Source organism: Candidatus Planktophila lacus (genome assembly GCF_002287925.1).
In the GTDB taxonomy this organism is placed as follows: Bacteria; Actinomycetota; Actinomycetes; order Nanopelagicales; family Nanopelagicaceae; genus Planktophila; species Planktophila lacus.
Genome location: NZ_CP016769.1, coordinates 1,035,889 through 1,056,846, shown reverse-complemented (window position 1 = coordinate 1,056,846; position 20,958 = coordinate 1,035,889). Strand labels below are relative to the sequence as shown.

21 protein-coding genes and 1 riboswitch are annotated in these 20,958 nt (G+C 46.7%); all 21 genes read left to right on the top strand.

Annotated elements, in window-relative coordinates; translation table 11 throughout:
- Positions 1 to 8 precede the first annotated feature (8 nt).
- A complete protein-coding gene (locus tag A1s21148_RS05275; RefSeq protein ID WP_223299368.1) occupies positions 9 to 1,190 on the top strand; it encodes a class I SAM-dependent methyltransferase in 1,182 nt (393 codons plus the stop codon).
- A 10-nt stretch (positions 1,191 to 1,200) separates the two neighbouring features.
- Positions 1,201 to 2,541 carry an argininosuccinate synthase gene (gene argG, locus A1s21148_RS05270; RefSeq protein WP_095671391.1) on the top strand — a complete coding sequence of 447 codons (1,341 nt, stop codon included), beginning with the start codon at positions 1,201 to 1,203 and terminating at the stop codon, positions 2,539 to 2,541.
- Complete coding sequence (locus tag A1s21148_RS05265; protein ID WP_095671390.1) at positions 2,541 to 3,011, top strand: FKBP-type peptidyl-prolyl cis-trans isomerase; 471 nt, start codon at positions 2,541 to 2,543, stop codon at positions 3,009 to 3,011. The genes argG and A1s21148_RS05265 overlap by 1 nt, the downstream gene beginning before the upstream one ends.
- 70 nt (positions 3,012 to 3,081) lie before the next feature.
- The gene (locus tag A1s21148_RS05260; protein WP_095671389.1) at positions 3,082 to 3,531 is read left to right on the top strand and encodes an MgtC/SapB family protein; all 450 of its coding nucleotides are present in this window, start codon (positions 3,082 to 3,084) and stop codon (positions 3,529 to 3,531) included.
- Positions 3,532 to 3,686: 155 nt separating this feature from the next.
- Positions 3,687 to 4,808 (top strand): extracellular solute-binding protein, encoded by a 1,122-nt coding sequence (locus tag A1s21148_RS05255; protein ID WP_125932391.1) that lies wholly within the window; start codon positions 3,687 to 3,689, stop codon positions 4,806 to 4,808.
- 44 nt (positions 4,809 to 4,852) lie between these two features.
- Positions 4,853 to 5,794 carry an ABC transporter permease gene (locus A1s21148_RS05250; protein ID WP_223299367.1) on the top strand — a complete coding sequence of 314 codons (942 nt, stop codon included), beginning with the start codon at positions 4,853 to 4,855 and terminating at the stop codon, positions 5,792 to 5,794.
- On the top strand, positions 5,794 to 6,636 hold the full coding sequence (locus A1s21148_RS05245) for an ABC transporter permease (RefSeq protein ID WP_095671387.1): 843 nt from the start codon (positions 5,794 to 5,796) through the stop codon (positions 6,634 to 6,636). The genes A1s21148_RS05250 and A1s21148_RS05245 overlap by 1 nt, the downstream gene beginning before the upstream one ends.
- Before the next feature lie 19 nt (positions 6,637 to 6,655).
- Positions 6,656 to 7,669, top strand: a complete 1,014-nt coding sequence (locus tag A1s21148_RS05240) for an ABC transporter ATP-binding protein (protein WP_095671386.1) — start codon at positions 6,656 to 6,658, stop codon at positions 7,667 to 7,669.
- Positions 7,670 to 7,672: 3 nt separating this feature from the next.
- Positions 7,673 to 9,220 (top strand): inositol monophosphatase family protein, encoded by a 1,548-nt coding sequence (locus A1s21148_RS05235; protein WP_095671385.1) that lies wholly within the window; start codon positions 7,673 to 7,675, stop codon positions 9,218 to 9,220.
- A gap of 8 nt (positions 9,221 to 9,228) precedes the next feature.
- Positions 9,229 to 9,357: riboswitch (FMN riboswitch) on the top strand.
- A gap of 116 nt (positions 9,358 to 9,473) precedes the next feature.
- Positions 9,474 to 10,493 carry a bifunctional diaminohydroxyphosphoribosylaminopyrimidine deaminase/5-amino-6-(5-phosphoribosylamino)uracil reductase RibD gene (gene ribD, locus A1s21148_RS05230; RefSeq protein WP_095671384.1) on the top strand — a complete coding sequence of 340 codons (1,020 nt, stop codon included), beginning with the start codon at positions 9,474 to 9,476 and terminating at the stop codon, positions 10,491 to 10,493.
- Positions 10,493 to 11,101, top strand: coding sequence for a riboflavin synthase (locus A1s21148_RS05225; RefSeq protein WP_095671383.1), 609 nt, complete (start codon positions 10,493 to 10,495; stop codon positions 11,099 to 11,101). Before ribD ends, A1s21148_RS05225 begins: the two co-directional genes overlap by 1 nt.
- On the top strand, positions 11,098 to 12,291 hold the full coding sequence (gene ribB / locus A1s21148_RS05220; RefSeq protein WP_095671382.1) for a 3,4-dihydroxy-2-butanone-4-phosphate synthase: 1,194 nt from the start codon (positions 11,098 to 11,100) through the stop codon (positions 12,289 to 12,291). Before A1s21148_RS05225 ends, ribB begins: the two co-directional genes overlap by 4 nt.
- Positions 12,291 to 12,749, top strand: a complete 459-nt coding sequence (gene ribH / locus A1s21148_RS05215; RefSeq protein ID WP_095671381.1) for a 6,7-dimethyl-8-ribityllumazine synthase — start codon at positions 12,291 to 12,293, stop codon at positions 12,747 to 12,749. The genes ribB and ribH overlap by 1 nt, the downstream gene beginning before the upstream one ends.
- Positions 12,750 to 12,752: 3 nt before the next feature.
- On the top strand, positions 12,753 to 13,592 hold the full coding sequence (mutM, locus tag A1s21148_RS05210; RefSeq protein ID WP_095671380.1) for a bifunctional DNA-formamidopyrimidine glycosylase/DNA-(apurinic or apyrimidinic site) lyase: 840 nt from the start codon (positions 12,753 to 12,755) through the stop codon (positions 13,590 to 13,592).
- 35 nt (positions 13,593 to 13,627) lie between these two features.
- Positions 13,628 to 14,527, top strand: a complete 900-nt coding sequence (cysD, locus tag A1s21148_RS05205; RefSeq protein WP_223299366.1) for a sulfate adenylyltransferase subunit CysD — start codon at positions 13,628 to 13,630, stop codon at positions 14,525 to 14,527.
- Entirely contained in the window at positions 14,527 to 16,350 is a 1,824-nt protein-coding gene (gene cysC / locus A1s21148_RS05200; protein ID WP_095671378.1) for an adenylyl-sulfate kinase, read from the top strand. The genes cysD and cysC overlap by 1 nt, the downstream gene beginning before the upstream one ends.
- On the top strand, positions 16,347 to 17,102 hold the full coding sequence (locus A1s21148_RS05195; RefSeq protein WP_095671377.1) for a sulfite exporter TauE/SafE family protein: 756 nt from the start codon (positions 16,347 to 16,349) through the stop codon (positions 17,100 to 17,102). The genes cysC and A1s21148_RS05195 overlap by 4 nt, the downstream gene beginning before the upstream one ends.
- Before the next feature lie 9 nt (positions 17,103 to 17,111).
- Entirely contained in the window at positions 17,112 to 18,050 is a 939-nt protein-coding gene (locus tag A1s21148_RS05190) for a sulfotransferase family protein (RefSeq protein WP_095671376.1), read from the top strand.
- A 116-nt stretch (positions 18,051 to 18,166) separates the two neighbouring features.
- The gene (locus A1s21148_RS05185; RefSeq protein ID WP_095671375.1) at positions 18,167 to 19,903 is read left to right on the top strand and encodes a hypothetical protein; all 1,737 of its coding nucleotides are present in this window, start codon (positions 18,167 to 18,169) and stop codon (positions 19,901 to 19,903) included.
- A 58-nt stretch (positions 19,904 to 19,961) separates the two neighbouring features.
- A complete protein-coding gene (locus tag A1s21148_RS05180) occupies positions 19,962 to 20,690 on the top strand; it encodes a hypothetical protein (RefSeq protein WP_095671374.1) in 729 nt (242 codons plus the stop codon).
- A gap of 11 nt (positions 20,691 to 20,701) precedes the next feature.
- Positions 20,702 to 20,944, top strand: a complete 243-nt coding sequence (locus A1s21148_RS05175) for a hypothetical protein (protein WP_095671373.1) — start codon at positions 20,702 to 20,704, stop codon at positions 20,942 to 20,944.
- Positions 20,945 to 20,958: the final 14 nt, after the last annotated feature.

The window sequence follows — 20,958 nt, the reverse complement described above, 5'->3', positions numbered from 1 at the left end:
TTAATTACATGGCTACGCCGCTCGCTGATGCGCTCAATGAAATCGTAGAGAAGCTAGGTAATTCCGATAACTTTGTGAGGCTTGTTCTCTCTGGCAGACGTCGTAACATGCAGACGCCAAATGAGCGAATCGATGTAAAGCCAGTACTAATCAAAGGTGAAATCAAATACCAGGTAGCCCAGAGCGATGGGCGAGCGATGACTACTAAGAATTACTCACCGCAGGAGTTTTTGAAGCTAGGTCTGCTTGAAGCCGGCTTTGCGAATATTCATTTAGAAGAGAAGGATCAATCAATTTCACTTCGAATCACCAAGAAAGGTGAGGCGCTACTTAATCGCGCGCGCGGTGAATTCAGTGCAGACCTTTCCCACGATCGAAATAAGAGCCGGTTACTGGATCCATCGGATCCTTTCCTAATCGAAGTTGGGATATCAGACTCTGGCGGAAAAGTTAAAGCCAGCAAGAACGATAAATACTTACAGGTGGAAGAATTTCTCCGTCTTTTAATTCCTTCTCTCAATTCAGCGATAGAAGCCGGGCATATTGATAAGCCGAATGAGAAGAGCCCATTAACCATCGTCGATCTCGGTTGTGGTCATGCCTACCTAACCTTTGCTGCCCACCAGTACTTACGTAGTCAGGGAATTGCAGTCAAAGTAATTGGTATTGATATTCGCGAAAGCGCACGCGCTAGAAATAATGAAATTGCCAAGAAGTTAGGTATTTCAGATTCGATTGAGTTTAGAGCCGAAGAAATTTCTGAGACAACCCTGAAGAGCGCAGATGTCGCGATTGCACTACACGCCTGCGATACGGCAACTGACGATGCTCTTGCTTGGTCAGTGATGACAGGTGCGAAACTGGTATTGGTTGCCCCATGCTGTCACCACGATATTCAAGCCCAGATGGTTGAGATACCTGAACCTTGGTCAATGATTACCAAGAACGGAATCATGAAGGAGAGATTGGGCGATCTGATAACCGATGGTTTACGGATACAAATAATGAAGCTATCTGGCTATCGCGTGGAAGCAATTGAATTTATTGGGGGAGAGCACACCCCGCGAAATTTGATGATTCGCGCAGTAAAGACGGGCGCAGTTGCCGATTCATCTGAGGAGAAGCGCTATCAGGAGATGCTCTCGCTCTGGAAAGTTAAGCCTGCGCTAGCAACCCTTCTCAACCGTTAGACTTACACGTATGTCTAAAGTGCTTGCATCTCTTCCTGTCGGCGAAAAAGTCGGCATCGCATTCTCCGGTGGCCTCGATACTTCGGTGGCCGTTGCTTGGATGCGCGACAAGGGTGCGGTTCCCTGCACTTACACGGCAGATCTTGGCCAGTACGACGAGACAGATATCGACTCAGTACCGGTTCGCGCAAAAGAATATGGCGCCGAAATATCTCGACTCGTTGATTGCAAAACTTCTCTAGTTGAAGAAGGCCTTGCAGCAATCGCTTGCGGTGCATTCCATATCCGCTCTGGCGGAAAGCAATATTTCAATACAACACCTCTTGGCCGCGCAGTAACCGGCACCTTGTTGGTTCGTGCGATGTTGCAAGACGCAGTTGAAATCTGGGGCGATGGCTCTACCTATAAAGGCAACGATATTGAGCGCTTCTATCGTTATGGCTTACTAGCCAATCCAAATTTGAGAATCTATAAACCTTGGTTAGATGCCGACTTTGTCCGCGAACTAGGTGGACGTAAAGAGATGTCCCAATGGCTTGTTGCGCACAACTTCCCGTACCGCGACAGCGTCGAAAAGGCTTATTCAACAGATGCCAATATCTTGGGCGCAACGCACGAGGCTAAAGATCTAGAAAACTTAGATGTCTCAATTGAGATCGTAAATCCAATCATGGGCGTTAAGTTCTGGGATTCATCTGTATCTATTGCCTCTGAAGATGTAAAGATTCAATTTGTTCAGGGCCGCCCGGTTGCAATTAACGGAAAAGATTTTAGTGACGTTGTTGAACTCATGAAGGCCGCTAATGAAATTGGTGGTCGCCACGGCCTAGGCATGGCCGATCAGATCGAAAATCGAATCATCGAAGCTAAGAGCCGCGGCATTTACGAAGCTCCAGGTATGGCGCTCTTGTTTATCGCCTACGAGCGTTTGCTAAGTGCAATTCACAATGAAGACACAATTGCTAACTATCACGCAGAAGGTCGCCGCTTAGGTCGCCTGCTGTATGAAGGTCGTTGGTTAGATCCACAATCTTTGATGTTGCGGGAATCATTGCAACGTTGGGTGGCATCTGCCGTTACTGGTGAAGTAACAATTCGCCTGCGTCGCGGCGATGATTTCTCAATCATCAACACAACTGGGCCTGCGCTTAGCTATCACCCTGAAAAATTATCTATGGAGCGCACTGAAAATGCCGCTTTTGGTCCGGTTGATCGCATTGGTCAGCTGACCATGCGCAACCTTGATATCGCCGATACCCGCGCCAAGCTTGAGATGTACCGCGATCAAGGCCAACTTGGTTCTGGAGAATTTAAGTTGATCCAAGAAATTGGCGAAGGAGAAAAGAAGTAATGAAGAAAGTATTAGCACTATTTGCCGTTTGTACCCTTTTACTAACTGGATGTGGAGATAAAGAAGTGAGCGCTTCATCAGATAACTTGCCAACAGTCACGACTAATCAAGGAGAAGCGCCAAAAATCGGGGCTCCTGCCGGTAACCCACCAACTACCTTGGTAACCAAGGACATAATCGTTGGTACTGGTGCAGAGGCGCTTCCAACTTCAACCATGACTGTGCATTACACGCTCATGACGTGGTCAAATGGTCAGTTAATTGAATCTTCTTGGAACGGTGGATCTCCTGCAACCTTCCCGCTAGCAAATGTGATTGTTGGTTGGCAGCAAGGTATTCCTGGAATGAAGGTAGGCGGACGTCGTCTTTTGGTTATTCCACCTGATCTAGGTTATGGCGCACAAGGTGGCGGACCTATTGGACCAAATGAAACTCTAATCTTCGTCGTCGATGCGATTGGTGTTGCATAAAGGCAACGTACAACCGTCTTCATACATTTTTTGATTGCGCTGACTAGTAAACTCGCACTAAGATCCTCAAATGCTAGACATGCAGGAGATAGATATTTGGCAACAAGTAACAGTCATAATTAACGCCGCCCTTGCTGCAGTTCTTGGTTCAGTTATCGGCTGGGAGCGCGATCGCGCCGGAAAATCTGCTGGCCCGCGAACGATGGCTTTAGTCGGAGCGGCATCTGCTGCAGTTGTAGCGATCGGAGCAGTTTTAGATGTCGAAGCTGATTTTGGTGACCCAACTCGCGCGATGCACGCTGTAATAACAGGCATTGGTTTTCTTGGTGCTGGCCTGATTTTTACTAATCGAAGCGGTGGCACTCAAGGGGTCACCACAGCGGCGACAGTCTTTGCAACTGCAGCGATGGGGGTGGCAGTTGGCCTCGGTTTTCAAGTAGCAGGTTTAGGTCTGACCTTAATTATCCTGGCGATTTTGCGCTCCACCCAAGTCTTGGAAGCCTCCCGCCGCAACGAGTAAAGATCTCAATCGCATAACTCTTCAATTAAACTCCTTTTTTGCCTGAAGATGATTGACTAGGGGGCTAGGTAGGCATAAGTTCACTCTTAGAAATGGGGTAAATCCCCATCTCATCTATCTGAATTCGGGGGAAATCAGTGTTTAAATCAAAGTTAATGAGATCAGCCGTTGTCGCTGTTATGACAACTTTTGCGATCAGCTCAACAATCCAAAGCGCTCCTGCTGCAACAAGCACTATTGAATTGCATCTTTCAGCAGATACAAATATTCAGACTCTTTGGACCACAGTAATTATTCCAGCCTTTGAAAAGCAATACCCAGATTACACAGTCAATGTGACTTTCGACCGCAATGGTCTTCGTGATACACAATTAATCGCACGAATTACCGCTGCTAAAGCAACTCGTCGTGATCCTCAGGTGGATTTAATCGATGGAGCAGGCCCAGTTGCGCAGCTGAGCGCGGCTAACCTTCTTTACCGTCCAAGTCCATCACTTATGCCAAACTTAAAAGATGTCGACAAACTTTTAATTAAGCAGTCACGTGGTGGTATCCCATACCGTGCTTCGACAGTGATGCTCGCCTACAATTCAGCGAAGGTTACAAAAGTTCCTAAGACTTTAGATGAACTCCTTGCATGGATAAAGGCCAACCCAGGCAAGTTCAGCTACAACGTTCCATCTGGTGGTGGATCTGGTTACTCATTCGTCCAGACTGTTGTGGATATGAACCTGACCCCTGATGAGCGTGTGCGAATGTCACTCGTTGAAGATAAGGAAATTCAAAAGAAGTGGGCAAAGGGTCTTGAAACTCTGCGCGAACTCAATAAGTTCACCTATGGCAAGAACGGTACATACCCAGCAAACAACAATGCAACCTTGAACCTTCTCGCTACGGGCGAAATTGATATGGGAACTGTCTGGTCTGATCAATTTGCATCAGCAAAGGATGCTGGCACTATGCCTGCAAGCGTAAAGGCCACTGCAATCAAGAGCCCTTCACTCACAGGTGGTCCAGCGGTTCTCGGAATCCCAATAAATGGCAAGAATCGTACTGGTGGGCGTTTGCTTGCAAACTTCGCCTTATCACCAGCTATGCAGAATGCCTTTATGGCAGGTTCTCTCAAGGGGATTCCGGTTATAAATGGATCGAAGCTTGATCAAAAGTTATTTGAGAATTTTAAGGATATCGATGTCACCGACATGCGCGCTCCTTACTACTCAGTCAATAATAATGATCTTAAGAGCGCATGGTCCCTTGCAGTCCCAGGTAAGTAATTACTTGAGACAAATATCTAAGTTACAAATCTCGAGAGGTATTTGTGGCCACAGTTAATCTTGTTGCCACGAAGGAGGGCTTTGCGGCGGTAACAGCCGCAAAGCGCTCCACTCTCGGTTTTTTTATGGCACTACCCCCTGTTTTGGTGCTGATCCTTTTTGTTGGCGCGCCGATCTTTATTGCTTTTATCTTCAGCATCGGCTACACCGGAGGGCCCAATCGAATTGTTTCAATTATTGGGCAAGATATTTACAAAAAGGATAGTTGGTGGGGAACAGCAGATGCTTATCTCGCCGTCTTTAGAGATCCACGTTTCCTTCCTGATTTCATTCTCACAATTGTCGTCACCTTTGTATCAACTTTTGTTGTCCTGCTAATGGCTATGGGAATGGGACTCTATCAACGCATTCGTGGGGGAAAAATTGCGTCAATTCTCAGCATGCTTTCACTTGTGCCGCTCTTCGTTCCAGTTGTAATCGCTGCTTTTGCAGTCGCTCAATTCTTTAATGGCGTCGGCTTCATGCGTACCTTTATGTCACAGTTTGGAATAGATTTTCCGATCATTACCGCCACTCGTAACGCCATAATTATTGGCACTATCTGGACTTCACTCCCTTTTGCAATCTTGATGATCACCTCAGGGTTGCAGTCAGTGCCAAATGCTCTGATTGAAACCGCACAAGATGCCGGCGCTAGCTTTATGCGCATTGTGCGCACAATTCTTATTCCACTAGCCTTTGTACCAATCGTTATCGCTGGAACTTTTACCGCAATAGGCATAATGGGTTCTTTTACCGTCCCAGTCTTTCTTGGTCCAAATCAGCCAACAATGCTTGGCGTTGAGATATCAAACTTCTTTACTGCCTACAACAGACCACAGCAATCAATTGTTATGGCTTTTGTAATTTTTGCGGCAGCATCTGGAATCGCAGTCCTTTACATCTGGGCAAATATTCGTAGCGCCAAGCAGAGTGGAAGAATCTAATGGCCAAGCGCGATAACGGTTTAAATCTTCAGTCTTCAAACCTGATTACTCGCTTCTTTATTGGTCTATTCGTGGCATTTATGAGCGTTTTTATCTTAGGACCACTTTTTTGGCTGGCGTTACAAGCATTTACAACGACCTGGACCTTCCCAAATATAAAGCCAGATGGCTGGACTTTGATTTGGTGGAGGCGTGTATTTGAAACGCCATCAATGGTGGAGGCGATCCGTAACTCATTTATCACTGCGCCCATTGTGGTTCTCCTTTCTGCGGTAATTTGTTTACCAGCTGCTTATGCTGCAGCGCGCTATAACTACATTGGCCGTAGGGTATTTCTAATCGGTATGTTTGCCGCTAACTCATTTCCAAAGTTGGGATTATTCGCCTCAATTGCAACGCTCTTTTACGCACTTAATTTAATGGGCACCATGGTTGGTGTAATTATTATCCAGCTGCTCGGCACAATTATCTATATGACCTGGATTCCAGCGGCAGCATTTGCTGCTGTTCCTAAAAACTTAGAAGAAGCGGCGCGTGATGCTGGCGCCTCTAAGTTTCGGGTCTTTCGTGGCATTACCTTGCGGATGGCAGCGCCTGGCATTTTCGTTGCCATGGTTATGTCCTTTATCTCAGCCTTTGATGAAGCACAAGGTACTTACCTAGTTGGTGCTCCATCATTTTTCACAATGCCCACTGAAATGTATGCGCTAGTTCTTACCTATCCAGTTCAGATTGCAGCAGTGTTTTCAATTCTTCTTGCAGCCCCCTCAGTTCTCCTTATCGGATTGGCACGGAAGCAAATAATTGGTGGCCAGTTAGCAGAAGGCTTCCAAATCAAGTGAAAACTAAGAAAGGCTGTAAATGAGTAATGAAATAGAAGGTCTAGAGCTAATCGGTCTATCTAAAGTTCTTGGTGGGCGCTTAATTATTGATAATTTGAATTTAACTGTTAAAAAAGGTGAGATGGTCTCGCTTCTTGGCCCTTCAGGGTGCGGTAAGACAACCACGCTTCGTATGATTGCAGGTTTCTTAATCCCAGAAAGTGGGACAATAAATCTTGCTGGTAAAGATGTAACAAAGCTAGGTCCTGAAAAGCGTCCGAGTGCGATGGTCTTTCAGAACTACGCGCTCTGGCCACATATGACAGTCTTTAAGAATGTTGCCTACCCACTAAAGATTCGCAAGATGGGTAAAGCAGAGATTGAAAAGCGAGTGCATGATGTTCTGACTGTCGTTAATCTGATGCACCATAAAGATTCTCGCCCTGGACAGATCTCTGGCGGAGAACAGCAACGTGTTGCACTAGCGCGCGCTTTAGTACAAGAGCCAGATATCTTGCTGCTAGATGAACCACTTTCCAACCTTGACGCTAAGTTACGCGTAAAGGTTCGTGAAGATATCCGTGCCCTGCAACGTCGCCTCCAAATCACGACTGTGATCGTGACCCACGATCAAGATGAAGCGCTCTCTATTTCTGATCGAATTGCGGTTATGAACGATGGTCGCATCGAACAGTTCAGTACGCCACAGGAACTCTATGATCAACCAGCAACCGAATATGTTGCCAACTTTATCGGAAGCTTAAATCGCATTGAAGGAAGTTTTGGTGACGGACAAGTTATTGCAGGCAATGAAGTTGTTGGCATTCGTCCCGAAGATGTTACATTCTCGAAGACTCAGGCTCCTGGTAGTTATCCAGCAACTGTTGATTTAGTTGTGCCACGTGGCCACTTCTATGAGATTTATCTAAAGCGTGCCGATGCATCATTTCGTGCATTTATCTCAGTCGATGTTCCAAAAGTTGGCGATACTGGCTTTGCAAAGATAAATAAAGCTCTGATTTACAAGGATGGCAAGCTAGTTAGAACTGCTTAACCCATGTCTGAATCCAAATCCAAAACTTTTGCCTGCGCACATCGCGGAGATTCTAGCCGCTTTCGTGAAAATACAATTGTCGCCATCCAAAGTGCAATTAACGCCGGCGCTGAAGTCGTTGAAATTGATGTTCGCATAACACGCGATGGCAAGGTAATTGTTCTACATGACTCAAACCTGGAGCGCTTGTGGGGAATTTCCAAAGCGAGCACCGAGATGGATTGGGCACAGATATCTCAACTCGGCCATGGCCAAGATCGTATTCCGCTATTAATTGATGTCTTAAAGTTATTTGTCGGTAGCAAATCAATTTTGATGATCGACATGGAACAACCAGAGCCAGCAAAGCCAACCTATGAGGTTGTTGCCGGTGGCCCACTTCCTGAAGAACAAATATTTTGGTGCGGAAATTTCGATGGAATGCGCACGATCCGTTCGCTATCACCAAAAGCTCGCATCTGGATGCCGTGGGATAAGTTGGCGCTTCCTACAAAGGCTGAGACCGATATTTTGCAGCCCGAATTTATAAATTTGCATTACTCATTTGTTACTCAGAAGTCTGTTAAGGCCTTACATGAACTTGGTTTTAAGGTGGCGGTCTGGACCGTTGATGACGAGGCCACCATGCGCTGGGCAGCAGCTATCGGCGTTGATTCAATTACCTCTAATCAATTAACTCAATTACAAAAGGTGATCGCTGAAAATCCAACCATTGATACAAGTGGACCACGGAAGATGAAGTTAGAAGATATTGATTTAGATCGCGCGATGGTCATCGCTCGCGATCTAGGCAAGTGGGCCATTTTAGTTGCTAGCAATATGGATCCTGGAAAAATTGAGTTAAAGACAAATGCCGCCGATATCGTGACTGAAATTGATGTAATGATCGAAGCCCATGTCCGTGAAGTAATTGCGGCAAACCTGCCCGGACATAACTTCGTTGGCGAAGAAATGGGCGGTGCTTACCTTGCCGATACCCCTTCTTGGTATCTCGATCCAATTGACGGCACAACTAACTTTGCAAATCGTTTACCTTGGACATCATTCTGTTTCGGACTTGCACACAATCGCGATGTCTTAGTGGGCGTTGTTATAGATCCATGGCGTGATGAGTTGTATGAAGCACAGCGTGGCAAGGGTGCGAAACGAAATGGCAAACCGCTAGTTATTGAAGATCAAAGTGGCACTGAAAATCCTTTGGCATCGCGCGTTGTTTGCACCGAGCTTGCCGCATATCAGCCTTGGCCAGGAATGCTGGGCTTGCTAGATGGATTAGCAGAGCAATATTGCACAATGCGCATCATGGGCTCTGGCACGCTAACGATCGTTGGTCCGGCACTTGCGCGCGGAGTTGGGGCAATCGTCGGACATTTCAGTCCGATCGATCATTTGGCATCACTCTTAATCGTTGCCGAAGCAGGCGGTGCAGTTTGGGATGAAGATGGAAAACAGAACCTATTTCCCGAAAAAGGCGGCGTAATGACCGCTACACAGGCTGCGGCAAAACCACTTTATGAGATTTGGATGAAAGCCCTCAAAGCAGGGCGCTAGAATAAGAGTGTTGTTTTTCGGGGTCGATGTAATTTCGAACCGGCAGTTAAAGTCTGCGACCCGGTCATATCCAATGACCGGTGGATTGGGTGTAATTCCCGAACCGACGGTTAAAGTCCGGATGAGAGAAAACCAACGTGTAGCTGTCGCACCCTTTGCGCAATTAACTTTGTTTCAGGGGTTTAGTGCGTCGGCTGCCACCGCTTTTTCCACCCCGAGATGCAACACCAAATCTCGATCAAGGGTGTTGAAGATGAACCAAGTATTAAGTGCAGATGCTGCGATGGCGCGTGCCATCGAGTGTGCTCGCCTTGGGCTTGGTAAGACCTTCCCAAACCCAATTGTTGGCGCAGTTATAACTAGTGCAACTGGTGAATTCATCAGCGAAGGTTTTCATCAGGGCGCAGATCATGCTGAAGTAGTTGCGATAAATGCGGCCAAGAATATTCCGGCGGGTGTAATCATTTATGTAACTCTTGAACCATGTAACCACCAGGGCAAAACTCCACCCTGCACACAAGCGATTATTGCCGCCGGAATCAAAAAAGTTGTTTATGCAGTTGGTGATCCAAATCCGATTGCTGCTGGGGGAGGCGAGTACCTTCGCGCATCTGGAATTGATGTAGAGCAAGGGCTGCTGGAAAGTGAGGCAGCCTTTGATAACCGCGCATGGATAACCAAGATTTCTAAAGAGCGCCCGCGAATTACCTGGAAGATTGCATCGACCATGGATGGCAAGGTTGCCGCCGCCGATGGCACTTCTAAATGGATCACTAGCGAACTAGCCCGCGCAGATGTTGCCGTGCTTCGCTCACAAGCCGATGCGATTGTCACATCTACTGCAACAGTAAAAGCCGATAACCCTTTGCTCACCAGTAAAGGCGCCGGCAAGAACCCAGTCCGTCTCGTCATGGGTGGCTCCGAAATAGCTTCAAGCGCGCAGATTCTTAACGCCGATGCCGAAACCATTGCCATCAAATCTCGTGACCTACAAGAGCTAATCACCTTGGCTCAGGCACGTGGCTTCAACCAATTGTTAATCGAATCAGGGCCAACCTTGGGAACCGCGTTGTTAAAGGCAGGCTTGATCGATGAAGTAGTTCTGTATCAGGCGCCAACTTTCTTTGGCTCGGGCACACCGTCAATTTCAGATTTGGGAGTTGCAACTATTTCAGAGCGCTTAGATTTCGAGATCGCAGATGTTGAAGTAATCGGAGCTGATTTAAAGATCACGCTTATCAAGAGCGCAAACCAAGAAGAAGGTGGGCGCTAATGTTTACAGGGCTAATTCAGGCTGTCGGCCAAGTTTCTGCAATTGTGCGCCAAGAAAGCAGCGCCAAATTGCAGATCAAGAGCGCCGAAATTTGCGCACAAATAGCCCAAGGAGATTCGGTCAGCGTTAACGGTGTCTGTTTAACTGTTACTTCTTTTGACAGCCAGAGTTTTGAAGTAGATGTAATGATGCAAACGCTCAACCTAACTTCAACGGGCGCACTTGGTGTTGGTTCTCCTGTAAACCTGGAACTTGCTACCCGGACACAAGATCGCCTTGGTGGCCATATCGTGCAAGGCCATGTTGATGGCGTAGCGAAAGTTGCTGGAATCTCGGCTGATAAAGAGTGGACGCGCATGGATATTGCAGTGCCTGCCCACCTTATGAAGTACGTGGTTGCACAAGGTTCTATTTGTATTGAAGGTGTATCGCTGACGGTTGGCGAACTAAACGATGGGCTTGATCAAGTATCTGTCTGGTTAATCCCAGAAACTCTAGCTAAGACCAATCTTGCTGCCAAAAAGATTTCTGACCCCCTCAACGTCGAGGTAGATGTTCTAGCAAAGTACGTTGAAAGACTTATTGCACGCGGACAGGATGACAAATGAGTAATTTAGAAAAAGTATTGTCTGAATTCAAGGCGGGCAAGTTCATCGTCGTAACCGATGATGAAAATCGTGAGAACGAAGCAGATTTAATTCTCCTTGCTGATAAAGCCACGCCTGAAAATATCGGATTTATGGTTCGATACACATCTGGTGTCATCTGCGGAATCATTACTGAGGAAACTGCCAAGAAGCTAAAACTTCCACTTATGGTTAAGCGTAATGAAGATAACCACACAACAGCTTTCACTGTTACGGTCGATGCTATCGCTGGCCGCTCAACAGGTATTCCGGCAGCCGAGCGAGCAAACACACTGCGTGCACTTGCTAATGCCAGTTCACTACCGACAGATTTTGCACGACCAGGACATGTGTTTCCGCTGATATCAGTACCGGGTGGACTTCACCAACGTCGTGGCCATACCGAGGCAAGTATGGCTCTATGCGAACTAACTGGATCTAATCCTTGTGCAGTTCTCTCTGAATTAGTAAATGATGATGGATCGATGATGCGCGGTTCTCAGATAACCGAATTTGCCAAAGCGCATGATTTAGAAGTGATCTCTATCGATGAGCTATCTCGCGTACTACCCGAAAAGAAGAGCGCTGATATAGCAAGCCTTGAATGGGCAGAGCTTCCACTTGGCAGCGCGCAATGGCAGATCTCCACATATATTTCACCAACTGGAGCAGAACACGCAGTTCTTAAATTTGCCCAGACTCCAAGTAGTCAGCCGGTAGTGCGCGTTCATTCCGAATGCTTAACTGGAGATGTATTCGGATCCAAGCGCTGTGATTGTGGTCCGCAACTCCAAGAAGCAATTCGCCTCATTGAAGAAAGCGGCCACGGATATGTCATTTATCTTCGCGATCACGAGGGCCGCGGCATAGGTCTTGCTGAGAAAATCCGCGCGTATGCGTTGCAGGATTCTGGCCAAGATACCGTTGAAGCAAATATTTCAATCGGTCAGCCTGTAGATGATCGCACCTATGAAGATGCGGCAGAGATCCTTCACCGCTTAAAAGTAAAATCACTAACTTTATTGACCAACAATCCTGAAAAGATTGCCGCGATAAAGGCAACTGGAATTTCTCTAACTACCGCACCACTTGAAGTACTCGCTAACAAACATAACCAGAAGTATCTAGAAACCAAGCGAGATAAGTTAAACCACGCGTTAGGAGCGCTCTAATGGCTGGACATGCCCCCGAAGTAAAGATTCCACAAATGCCACATCTCAAGGCAATTGTCATCACTGCCGCTTGGCATCCAGATATCTGTGATGCCCTAGTTGCCGGTGCGGTTCGTGGATTTAAAGAGTCTGGAATAGCTAATCCTGTAGTTCGCACAGTGGCTGGTTCATTCGAACTCCCACTTGCGGCGCAGTTAGCTTTTGATGAAGGCTTTGATGTCGCTGTAATCGTTGGGCTGGTTCTGCGCGGTGAAACCCCACACTTTGATTATGTCTGCCAAGGAGTAACTCAAGGAGTAATGGATGTTTCGCTGAGCCGTTCTAAGCCCATTGGTTTCGGAGTGCTTATGTGCGACAACTTAGAACAAGCTACTGCGCGCGCTGGTCTACCTGGCAGCAAAGAAGATAAGGGTTATGACAGCGCACTTGCCGCACTTAGCGTGGCTAACAAAGGTTAAGTTGTGCCTGAACTTCCAGAGGTTGAAACGGTTCGCCGCGGCTTAGTCAGCCTGGTTAAAGGTTACAAAATTGTTGGGGCGCATGATTTACATCCACGCGCGCTTAAACCTGAATCAATCGCACCGCTAAAATCAATTCAGGGCGCCAAGATTATTGACTTAAATAGACGTGGCAAGTTTCTCTGGTTTGTTTTGGATCGCCCACAAGTATTAGTTGCACATCTGGGTATGAGTGGGCAGTTCTTAATTCATCAGCAAGGCCATCCCAGAGCAAAGCATGTTCGCGCACAGTTTGACCTAACCAAGCAGATGCGCAAGCGCGAGTTAGTTTTTAATGATCAGCGAACCTTCGGCTGGGTATCAGTTGAGGAAACAATTGATGGCGTGCCAAGTTCAGCCCAGCACATTGCGCGCGATCCCTTTGATTCGCAATTTGATCTGCAAGAGACGATTGAGAAGTTTGCAAAGCGAAAGATCCGAATTAAGACCGCGCTACTAAACCAAGAAATCATGAGCGGTGTTGGAAATATCTATGCCGATGAAACTCTTTGGCGCGCCAAGGTTCATCCAGAAGTATCTACAGCCGATCTTTCCAAGAAGAAGCTTGCTTCGATAATTAGTTATGCAACAGAGGTTATGAGTGAAGCAATCGAACAAGGTGGCACATCATTTGATGATCTCTATATAAATGTAAATGGCGAAAGTGGATTCTTCGAACAAGCCCTTGCGGCTTATGGGTGTACCGATGAGCCATGCCCGCGTTGTGGAACACCTATTCGTCGGATCACATTTGGTGCGAGATCATCGCATTTTTGCCCGCGCTGCCAGAAGAAATACAGGTAGATCACAGGATTAACCAGTAGCGTAGGCGCGTGCATGTGAACGAAGGAATTTTAAAGGCCCTTGAGGCTGAATCGATAGAGATTCTGCGCGAGACTGCCGCCGCCTTCAAAAACCCAGTGATGATGTATTCCATTGGAAAAGATTCTTCAGTTCTCCTCCATCTAGCAATTAAGGCTTTCTATCCAGCGCCAGTTCCATTTCGACTGCTACATATCGATACAACCTGGAAGTTCAAAGAGATGATCTCCTTCCGCGACAAGATTGTCGCCGATCACAAATTGAATTTGATTGTTCACACAAACCAAGAGGGCGCAACTTCCGGAGCAAATCCATTTACTACCGGAATTTCTGAATACACGCGCATCATGAAGACAGTTGCACTACGGCAGGCACTCGATCACCATGAAGTAGATGCCGCTATCGGGGGATCACGCCGTGATGAAGAAAAATCTCGCGCAAAGGAACGAATCTTTAGCGTCCGAGATGAAGGCCATAGCTGGAACCCACGTAATCAACGCCCTGAACTCTGGCGCTCTTACAACACTCGCTTAGCGCCAGGTCAGACAATGCGCGTCTTTCCACTTTCAGATTGGACCGAAGGCGATATCTGGCGCTATATCCAACAAGAGAAAATTGAAGTAAATCCACTTTACTTTGCAAAAGATCGCCCCATGGTTAAGCGCGGTGACCAATTGATAATGGTCGATGATGATCGCTACCCACTTAACCCTGGAGAAGTTCCAGAGCCAAAGATGGTTCGCTTTAGAACTCTCGGTTGCTACCCGCTTACCGCAGCTGTTGAATCAAATGCAACAACAATCTCCGAAGTTGTTGACGAGGTTTTAAAGGTAAAGCTGAGCGAACGTGCAACGCGTTTAATCGACGGCGCAAATGAAGATTCGATGGAGAAGAAGAAGAAAGAGGGGTACTTCTAATGCAGACCCCGATTGTTCGCCTCTTAACTTGCGGCAGCGTTGATGATGGAAAGAGCACCTTGATCGGACGTCTATTGGTTGAGACCGATAGCGTTCCTCACGACACTATCGATTCAACGCGAAAAGTTCGTCGCGCGGGTTCAATAATCCCAGCGGGTGAAATTGACTTTAGTTTGCTTACAGATGGCCTTGAAGCAGAGCGCGAACAAGGAATCACAATTGATGTGGCATATCGCTCGATGTCACTACTTGATGGCCGGCGCTTAATAATCTCTGATGCTCCAGGACACGAGCAGTACACACGCAATATGGCAGTTGCCGCATCGCGCGCCGAGATCTCAATAGTTCTAGTCGATGCCACAAAGGGCGTGCGCACCCAAACTTTGCGCCATCTAACTATCTGTTCTCTAATGGGAGTCCAGCGAGTATTGGTTGCGATCAATAAATTAGATGCAGTTGGATTCCAAGAAAGTATCTATAACGAGATCAAGAGCGAGATTGAAAAGACGCTAGCGCGCCTTGATATCGCCGACGTTCACTTCATTCCGCTTAGTGCTCTAGCTGGTGACAACGTGGTTTATCGCAGTAATTCAACGCCATGGTATTCCGGTGAAACTCTGCTTGAGGCAATTCAAGGCTGGCAGCCAAGCAAATCTGCAGAAGCAACAGCTCGCCTGCGCGTTCAATCGATCGCTCGCGCCGAAGATTTTAGAGGCGTTACCGGCACTGTTCACTTAGGTGACTTCAAATTAGGCGATCAGGTAAAGATCTTTCCTAGCAATCAAGTAGCAACGATTGCGCAGATAATTTCTGACATGCAGAGCCAAAAAGTTGCCGCTCAGTCGGATGCGGTAACTCTTGTCCTTGAGCCAGAAGTAGATATAACTCGCGGTGATCTGGTTTACGCCAACCAAAGCGTTGTAACTCCATCTGATCGCTTTAACGCAAACCTAGTCTGGCTAAATGAAGACGCGTTTATTCATAGCCGTTCATACCTTCTAATCTCAGGCCCTAGCGAGACTCCAGTAATCATCACCAAGATTCGTCACAAGATTGACGTTCATACAGGTGAGCACCTCTCAGTAAATACCTTGGCCATGAATGAAATTGGCGAAGTTGAAATTGCAACCAATCAACCAATCGCACTAGATCCATATAAGCAGTCTCGCGAGTTCGGTAACTTCATTCTGGTAGATCGCACCAACTTCCAAACAGTTGGCGCTGGCATGATTCGCCACTCATTGCGCCGTGGTGAAAACATCACCGCACAGGCCTACGAAGTCGATAAAACAGCCCGCGAAGTCGCCAAAAATCAGCGTGCAAAAGTTATCTGGTTAACCGGTCTATCGGGTTCAGGAAAATCTACGATCGCCAACCTTCTTGAAAAGCGCCTTCATGCTCAAGGTGCGCACGCCTATGTATTAGATGGTGACAATCTACGTATGGGTCTCAATGTTGATTTGGGCTTTACCCCCGAAGATCGTGCAGAGAATGTTCGTAGAGTCTCTGAAGTTGCCAAACTAATGGTCGATGCCGGGTTAATTGTTATTACAGCGCTAGTTAGCCCATTTGAAGTTGATCGCCAGCGCGCACGTTCGATATTTGCAGAAGGCGATTTCATTGAAGTATTCGTAGATACACCAGTAGATGTATGTATCTCTCGCGATCCAAAGGGTCTGTATAAGAAAGCAGCCAAGGGAGAGATCCCTAACTTCACCGGCGTAGGTCAAGATTACGAGCGCCCAACAAAACCTGAGATTACAATCGATGGCACTGCAGATCTCGATGCCAGTGTTAGCGCGATACTTAAGGTGGCTCTATGAACTGGATTTTCTTTGCTTTGGCAGGATCGGTCGCACAGTTAATTGATGGCACTCTCGGCATGGGTTTTGGTTTAACTAGCTCAACTCTGTTGTTGACCTTAGGAGCATCTGCTGCGGTTGCATCCGCTGCAGTTCACGCCGCTGAAATCGGCACAACCTTAGTATCTGGCGCATCACATTGGCATGCGGAAAACATAGATAAGAAAATTCTCTTTAAACTCGCAATCCCAGGTGGCATTGGCGCATTGCTAGGTGCAACCTTTCTATCTTCTATAGATCTCTCTAGCGCAAAAGTATTTATCTCAACACTTCTTCTATTGCTCGGCTTCTTACTTTTATACCGAAATATCTTTCAACCGCAGGTGAATACAAATTCACTTGAAGTTACCAACCCAAGGTTTTTAACTTATCTAGGCTTTACTGGTGGTTTTGTAGATGCATCTGGTGGTGGGGGATGGGGTCCAATAGTTACGCCAACCCTTATGACAACTACTCAGATAGAACCTCGCAAAATTATCGGCACAGTGAGCGCCTCAGAGTTTATCGTTGCTGTCTCAGCCAGCGTTGGCTTCTTGGCGAACCTGCACCGCTTAGATATCAATTGGGCTGCTGTTGGGGGCCTGGCTCTCGGCGGCTGCTTAATGGCGCCAATCGCCGCTCGCATCGTAGTGAAGTTACCTCGTAAGCAGATCGGAATACTTGTTGGAATAGCTGTCATCGTAATCAACGGCTATCGAATCATCGCAAGTTAGTCTTACCCAATGAGTTCTAAGGTCATCCCAGTCTTTGTGGGCGGAACCGGCCGCAGCGGAACTACCGTCATTGGTGATCTGCTTGGAAACCATTCCAAGATAAGAACCAGCACTCCAATCGAGATAAAGTTCCTAACCAATAAATCAGGGCTGGTCGATGTGGTCTTCGGATATAGCAGTGAAATTGAAAAGAGCGCAGGAAAAGTTTCAATTCTTAACTTTCGCACGTACCGAAAACGTAAACGTAAAGAGAAAGAACGATTTTCTAAGATCCTTGCAGAGTTCAATAAATTTATATGGGAGAAGTGGTGGAATATCGATGCACCCCCTCCGCATGGCCGCGGGCTGATCTCAGGTATTGCAAAGACAGATCTTGAAAACTTACTCAAGAGACTTAAACGCGATTTAAAGATCAATCGCAAATGGGCTGCCCGTCACTTCATGGCCACGTTTATTAGTAAACAATTTGGTGCCGGAGATGAGATCTATTGGGTCGAGACAACTCCAATGAATATTCCAGAGGCCAATAAACTTCAAGAACTCTTTCCCAATGCGTTATTTATAAATATGGTTCGCGATCCTCGCGATGTTATAGCTTCGCTCCTGACCAAGAAGTGGGGTCCAACAACTGCGCTAGAAGGTTTGGATTGGATTGAAGCTCGACTGTTGGCAGGCCACGAAGCCTTGACCGCAGTTAAGCCAGAAAAGAAAATTACGATCGCTCTAGAGGATCTGGCAATCAAGAACCGAGAAGCCACATACAAGAAACTCCTTGGCTTTCTAAAGGTTACAGATGAACCCACGATGCAGGCTTTCTTTACTCAATCAATGACGCCAGATGCGGCAACGAGCGGCCGCTGGAAATCAGAGATTGATTCACCAGAGTTCAGCGCTGGTTATGCGGCTATGACCGCCAGACTCGCAAAAGCAGGCGTGGTCTTTCAATAACCCCACAAGACGGGCGGAGAATTTTGATGACTTTTCCACTTCGGCGCATAAAAAGAGCCCCCAAATGCGGTGAAGTTTCAAATAGTTCCATGTTCTAAATCTGCGGGGGAGCCGTAATGCGCAAGTCCAAGAAGCTGATCAAGAGCCTACTTTCAACACTTCTGATTTTGGGGCTATCGGTTCCGATTCTCGCCAGCGCAGATACCAAGCCAATTGAACAGTTTCAGGATCAGGGACCTGCAGTTAAGAACGTTGGTGGTTACACAGGTATTTTAGTTGAAGATGCAGGACGCATCACAGGCAGTCACTCTAAGTTGCTTGGAATGTATTACGAGCAGAAAAATGGTGCGTGGGTTCAGAAGGAGGCTTTTGTTTGCCGCTCATACTCAGATCCAAATTGCACTAATGCAGATAACATTTGGTATGACGCAGTACTCGATGTTTGCAAAACTGATGCCGATACAAATTGCATTATTGGCGTTACGGCGATTAAAGCCGGCAGAGAAATTCCAGGAAAGTTTGTCGTTAACTTCCCAGAAAAGTCTGACTACACGTTTAAAGGTGATGCAAGCCTAAAGATTCCCGACGGTGGATTACCTTCTATTTGGACCTTTGATGGAATAACTCACCAAGGTGGGGATAAATTCCTAGTCTTTGCAGACTATTTCCATCCTGGTGGTTATGGTGGAAGCAAGCCAATGCTCTCTCCTCATCAGTTTAATTCTGGAATCTTCGCAATGTCCTCAGATAAGAATCCTTCTTACCCAGATATCCGCGTTAGAGCTGGAAAAGCGGATTCATCCGGAAAGGCTTGGTATTCAAATGGTCCAACTATGGGTTGCTTTGTTATCGGTGCACACACTGGCGACACCGGAGAGTGTGGCCTGGCATGGCCACTTCCAACCGATGTGCGCTATCGTCTTGAGATAAGAACAAGTATTCAGTTAACCAGTTTTATGCATGGGCGTCTCCTTGATCCAACAATAAAAATCACAACTGATTCGGTGGGAAGACAGATATTCTCAGTCGAAGGCGGACCAGTTTCTGTTCCAGTGTTAAGTGCTTGGGTAAAGAATTCAGATATGCCTAAGGGTCTCTACGACTACCTCTACGCTATGAATGATTGGGGAGGAAACTTCGTATACGACGATAAATTGGGCAAAGGAAGAGATAGCGTCCAGTTGCTACAGGCTTTCGATCAATACGATGCAAACGGCTTCAAAGAGTATTTATGGTGGCTTGAAGTAGCCAAAGATAAGGCGATTGGCAGCAAATCAGTTTGGATTGCCAGAACTCTAAGCCAGCAGGAAATTTTTAGTTCGGGCACGTCTGCGTGCCTTTCAAACAACACTAATTTGACGGGCATAGTCACGACAAATGCCAATATGTATGTTTCAGCCCCTCCAACATTCAATGAGTCAACACAGTCACTTGATTACAAGGTTTCCTCTCCACATTACGATGCTAACGGCAAGGACAATGTGGGAAACTACAATCTAGTTTTGAGCTCCGAAGCAGCGCGTTGCCTATACAAATTCTCTAAGGCTCCGATATCTGCAACCATTAGTATCGTTTCTTCAGATGGAACTGCTCAGGTAGCTACAACGACAGTGAACGAAAAGAATGGCTGGCTTTACCTATCAGCCAATGGCTTTACCTACTCAGCGCCAACAGTTCGAGTTAAGTTGACACAAGAAGCAGAAAAGCCGGTTGTAGCTCCAACTCCAATTGCTACTCCCGCTGCTAAGCCTGCGGTAGCTAAGAAGACAACCATCACTTGCGTAAAGGGGAAAACTTCCAAGAAGGTGACTGCAGTGAAGCCGGTCTGCCCAACAGGATTTAAGAAGAAATAAAATGTATTTCATCCAGATCTTTATAGAGCAATCCAGATAGGAGGGATACATTACTTCAATGAAATTCGCTCACCGCGCTAAATTTGCAGTTCTCATAGGATCGCTTTGCCTTGGCCTCTTAGCCTCGCCAGCGATTAATTCTGCACAAGCAGTTGGTGAAATTGATGAGCAATTTCAGGTTGTAAATCCTCCCGGTCCTGGATACACCGGCTACCTAGTAAATAACTCACGATCTCTTGCTCGATTCTGGACCAACTTAGCAACTTTCAAGATTGAGAATCAGTTAATTACTGGGATGGCCAGATGCAAATCCCTGGATAAGTGCCCGACAAATTTTACTTTTCAATTAGGGGATATGAATTTAACTCCCTGCGCAAACTCAACCGAGGTTGATTGCATTGCAGGTATCACTACCAAGAATTTAACGACGGGCGCAGTTTCAAATTCATTTACCCCAAGACCAGAGTTAACTGAAAACTTTGACGCCGCAGTCAAGGGGGATCCGAGTATCGGATTGCCAAATGGTGGAAACCCGCTGGTTGTTTCGATACCTAGCGCCGCACATTCAGCCGGAGATTTATATCTGGTCAAATCTGACTTTTTTACGCATCGTGACGCAGGCACAGCAAATAGATTCGTTCTAGATCAACTAACTAATAGCATTTATCCGGTTACGGTTGAAACAGGACAATTCGTTCCTGGTGGACCAAATTTAGATCCTATGTTTTACGTTGGAAAGCCAGTGCAACCATTAGTATCGTTTCTTCAGATGGAACTGCTCAGGTAGCTACAACGACAGTGAACGAAAAGAATGGCTGGCTTTACCTATCAGCCAATGGCTTTACCTACTCAGCGCCAACAGTTCGAGTTAAGTTGACACAAGAAGCAGAAAAGCCGGTTGTAGCTCCAACTCCAATTGCTACTCCCGCTGCTAAGCCTGCGGTAGCTAAGAAGACAACCATCACTTGCGTAAAGGGGAAAACTTCCAAGAAGGTGACTGCAGTGAAGCCGGTCTGCCCAACAGGATTTAAGAAGAAATAAAATGTATTTCATCC